We start from the raw sequence: 4,388 nt of genomic DNA, 5'->3' as shown, positions 1-4,388 counted from the left end.
GCGGTCCAGCGGCAGCCGGTCGTCGGCGGCGAGCCGGTCGACGAGGTCGGGCTCGCGGCCCTCCTCCCGCATCGCCAACGCCACCGCCACCGCGTTCTCCTTGATCGCCTCGTGCGCGACCTCTCGGCCGACCCCGGCCCGGACGGCCGCCATGAGGACCTTGGTGGTGGCGAGGAACGGCAGGTAGCGCTGGAGCTCCTTGTCGATCACGGCCGGGTACGCCCCGAACTCGTCGAGCACGGTCAGGAACGTCTCGAACATGCCGTCCAGCGCGAAGAACGCATCCGGCAGAGCGACACGACGCACCACCGAGCAGAAGACGTCGCCCTCGTTCCACTGCGCGCCGGCGAGCTCGGCGGCCATGGAGCCGTACCCGCGGAGGACCACCTGGAGCCCGTTGACCCGCTCGCAGGACCGGGTGTTCATCTTGTGCGGCATCGCCGACGACCCGACCTGGCCGGGCTGGAAACCCTCGGTGACCAGCTCGTGTCCGGCCATCAGCCGGATCGTGTGGGCCAGCGAGGACGGGCCGGCGCCCAACTGGACCAGCGCGGAGACGACCTCGTGGTCGAGGGACCGCGGGTACACCTGGCCGACCGAGTCCAGGGTCCGGGAGAAGCCCAGGTGCCCGGCGATGCGGCTCTCGAGCTCCGACATCTTCCCGGCGTCGCCCCCGAGCAGGTCGAGCATGTCCTGCGCGGTGCCCATCGGGCCCTTGATACCGCGCAGGGGGTACCGCTCCATCAGTGAGTCGACCCGCTCGAGCGCCAACAGCAGCTCATCGGCCGCGGAGGCGAAGCGCTTGCCCAGGGTGGTGGCCTGCGCGGCGACGTTGTGGCTGCGGCCGGCCATCACCTGGTCGCGGTGCGCCACCGCGTGCTCGGCCAACCGGCGAACCGCTGCCACCCCGCGGTCGCGGACCAACTCGAGGGAGCGGATCACCTGGAGCTGCTCGACGTTCTCGGTGAGGTCCCGGCTCGTCATTCCCTTGTGGATCTGCTCGTGTCCGGCGAGGGCGTTGAACTCCTCGATCCGGGCCTTGACATCGTGCCGGGTCACCCGCTCGCGCTCGGCGATCGACGCCAGGTCCACGCGATCGATCACGGCCTCGTAGGCCTCGATCACACCGTCGGGAACGGTGACTCCCAGATCACGCTGAGCGCGCAGGACGGCGATCCACAGCTGCCGCTCGAGCACGATCTTGTGCTCGGCGGACCACAGAGTGGCCAGGTCGGCGCTCGCGTAGCGCGAGGCGAGGACGTTGGAGATCCGGGGCTTGGTGGCCCGGGCGGGTACGGCGTTCTGGGCGGTCACGCCCCCAGTATCGCAGCCCGGTCAGGAGATCATCGAGCCGCCGGTGGACCCGGCGAGGATCTCGCGCGCGTTGAGGTAGACCTGATCCACCGTCAGCGGCGCCTCGAGCAACAGCCACGGGCGGGTGATGTAGACGATGGTGGTGATGATCTCGGCGGAACCCATGCGCCGACGTTAACCCGTGGGCGGCTGACGCGGGACCAGTACGGCCTCCAGTCGGTCCATCGCCTCGGCGATCTCGGCGGTGTCCCCGGCGAAGCTCAGGCGCACCGTGTGCCGACCGTCGACGGTGTCGAAGTCGACGCCGGGTGTCAGCGCGACCCCCGTGCGTTCGAGGATCTCCGCGCACCACGCCACCGAGTCGTCGGTCCACTGCGAGACGTCGAAGTAGGTGTAGAAGGCTCCGTCGGGAGGTGCGGTCTCCCCCACCCCGAGTCCCGCGAGTCGGCGCAGCACGAGCTCGCGGTTCCGGGCGTACCGCTCCACGTGGGAGTCGAGCTCGGCTGCCGAGTCCTCGGTGAACGCGGCGACGGCGGCGAACTGGGCGTGCGCGGGCGGGCAGATGGTGAGGTTGCCGATGAGCCGGTCCACGGGGGCGCCCAGGTACTGCGGCAGCAGCATCCACCCGATCCGCCAGCCGGTCATGGAGAAGTATTTGGACACCGAGCCCATCACCACGGACTCGCGGCTCGTCCGCCATGCGCTCGCGCACTCCCGGCCGTAGGTGACGCCGTGGTAGATCTCGTCGCTGACCAGCAACGTGCCGTTGGCCTCGCACCAGCGCGCGAGGGCGGCGAGCTCGGCGGCGTCGATGATCGTCCCGGTCGGGTTGGCGGGACTGGCCACGATGAGGCCGGCGGGTGGGTGGCCCAGCTCCACCGTGACCGCCTCGAGCTGCGCGACCGTGGGTTGGTACCGGGTCCCGGGGCCGCAGGCGATCTCGTGGACGCGGCAGCCCAGGGCCTGGAGGGTGTTGCGGTAGGCGGGGTACCCGGGGCGGGCCATGACGACGGTGTCCCCGGGATCGAACGCGGCCAGGAAGAGCACCGTGAATCCGCCGGACGACCCGGTGGTGACGACGACGTCGTCGGCGGTCACCTCGACACCGTCCACCCGCCGGTGGTGGTCCGCGATCGCCTCCCGGAGCGGTCGGATTCCGATCGCCTCGGTGTAGCCGAGGATCTCGCCGTCCACCGCGCGCCGTGCGGCCTCCAGCACCGGCCCGGGCGCCGGGGTCGAGGGCTGCCCGGCACACAGGGAGATCACGTCGCCGTGGGTCTCCTGACGCCGCGCCGCCGCGGCCAGGACACTCATGACGTGGAACGGCTCGACGGCCGACCTGAGAGAGGGGGTACGCGCGACGCTCATGCCCCCGACGCTATCGCCCCCGTCAGGAGGTCAGTCCGAACACCCACACCAGGAGGGTCATGGTGACGAGCGTGATGAGCACGATCCCCACGAGGTTGAGCCACACCCCGCCGCGGATCATCTGGCCGATCGTCACGTATCCGGATCCGTACGCGATGGCGTTGGGCGGGGTCGCCACCGGCAGCATGAACGCGCAGGTGGCGGCCAGGGCGACCGGGACCGCCAGCAGCATCGGGTCGAGCCCGAGACCCAGCGCCACCCCACCCGCGACCGGCAGGAACGTCGCAGCGGTCGCGGTGTTGCTGGTCAGTTCGGTCAGGATGAGGACCCCGCCGGCGGCGACGACGACCAGCAGGACGACCGGCAGGCCACCGAGGGCGGCGGACTTCTCACCGATCCAGTCGGTGAGCCCGGACCCGGAGAACTGGGCCGACAGCGCCAGCCCGCCGCCGAAGAGCAGGAGCACCCCCCAGGGCAGGGCGAGCGCGGCCTCCCACGTCAACAGGCGAACGCCACGCGCGGTGTCGGCGGGAAGCAGGAACAGCACGAGTCCGGCGATCAACGCGATCCCCGCGTCGGAGACGGGCGGGTCCTCCCACACCAACGGCACGGTCACCCACGCGACGGCGGCGGCGACGAACACGGCCAGGACGCGTTTCTCGCCCGACGAGATGGGGCCGAGGCTGCGCAGCTCGTCGTCGAACAGTTGCCGCCCCCCGGGGATCCGCTCCACCTCCGGCTTGAACAGCACCTTGGTGAGCAGGAACCAGGCGACCAGGAGCATCACGATCGACAGTGGGAGACCCACCATCATCCACCGGCCGAAACCCAGGATGATGCCGTGCTCGCTCTCGAGGTAGCCGGCGAGCAGGGTGTTGGGCGGGGTTCCGATGATCGTCGCCAGCGATCCGATCGACGCGGCGTAAGCGATGCCCAACATGAGGGCGGTCCCGAAGTTCGACCGGATGACGGCCTTCTTGACCTCGTCGGACGTCGGGTCCGACGAGGAGTCCATCCGGGCCATCGACCCCTCGGGGTCGTCCTCCTGCCCTCCGGACCCGGTCCCGCCCAGTTCGGAGGCGAGCATGAGGACGGAGACGCCGATCGGCAGCATCATCACGGCCGTGGCGGTGTTGGACACCCACATGCTCAGGAAGCCGGTCGCGATCATGAACCCGGCGATGACCCGTGTCGAGCGGGTGCCCATCGCCCGGACCGTCAGCAGGGCGATCCGTCGGTGCAGGTTCCACCTCTGCATGGCGATCGCGATGAGGAATCCGCCCATGAACAGGAAGATGATGTTGTTGCCGTACTGGGCGCCGACGTCGTCGACCGAGATGTCCTGACCCAGCACCGGGAACGCGATGAGCGGCACCAGCGCCGTGGCGGGGATGGGGATGCACTCGGTCATCCACCAGATCCCCAGCAGCACCGCCACGGCAGCGGTCAGTCGCGCATTGTGCTCCAGGTCCCCCGGCATGACCGTGTAGACCAGCACCGCGGCCGCGACCCCGGCGACGGTCCCGACCACACTGCGGACGAACTCGCCGCGGGGCACGGCGCCGTCGCGCTCACCGGGCGACTTCTGCTCGATCTCCGCGCCGCGGTCCGGGTCCGGGTCCAGGCCGCTCAGGTGGGGGGCCATGACCATCCTCCGGCCCCTCGGCCGATCACGGTCGCCGGTTGCCATCGCCTTCTCCCTCGCG

General features: G+C 70.5%; 4 protein-coding genes. All 4 read right to left on the bottom strand.

Translation table 11 applies throughout. From position 1 onward, the window contains the following. Window positions 1–1,314 (bottom strand): adenylosuccinate lyase (gene purB / locus G6021_RS08865; protein WP_182641095.1); only part of this gene is annotated, 1,314 nt, incomplete at its 3' end. 21 nt (window positions 1,315–1,335) lie between these two features. Beyond that, entirely contained in the window at window positions 1,336–1,479 is a 144-nt protein-coding gene (locus tag G6021_RS08860) for a hypothetical protein (RefSeq protein WP_159110286.1), read from the bottom strand. A gap of 9 nt (window positions 1,480–1,488) precedes the next feature. Beyond that, window positions 1,489–2,682, bottom strand: a complete 1,194-nt coding sequence (locus tag G6021_RS08855) for an aminotransferase class I/II-fold pyridoxal phosphate-dependent enzyme (RefSeq protein ID WP_182641094.1) — start codon at window positions 2,680–2,682, stop codon at window positions 1,489–1,491. Between the two features lie 22 nt (window positions 2,683–2,704). Then, the gene (locus tag G6021_RS08850) at window positions 2,705–4,372 is read right to left on the bottom strand and encodes a DASS family sodium-coupled anion symporter (protein ID WP_182641093.1); all 1,668 of its coding nucleotides are present in this window, start codon (window positions 4,370–4,372) and stop codon (window positions 2,705–2,707) included. Window positions 4,373–4,388: the final 16 nt, after the last annotated feature.

Source organism: Dietzia sp. CW19, assembly GCF_014145265.1.
Classification (GTDB): Bacteria; Actinomycetota; Actinomycetes; order Mycobacteriales; family Mycobacteriaceae; genus Dietzia; species Dietzia natronolimnaea.
The sequence above is the reverse complement of the archived record's forward strand: the minus strand, read 5'-3'. Positions and strand labels throughout refer to the sequence as shown.

What these genes read in the sequence shown, in the direction of transcription:
- G6021_RS08860 (WP_159110286.1), bottom strand. Translation starts at nt 1,479, where the DNA reads ATGGGTTCCGCCGAGATCATCACCACCATCGTCTACATCACCCGCCCG.
- G6021_RS08855 (WP_182641094.1), bottom strand. Translation starts at nt 2,682, where the DNA reads ATGAGCGTCGCGCGTACCCCCTCTCTCAGGTCGGCCGTCGAGCCGTTC.
- G6021_RS08850 (WP_182641093.1), bottom strand. Translation starts at nt 4,372, where the DNA reads ATGGCAACCGGCGACCGTGATCGGCCGAGGGGCCGGAGGATGGTCATG.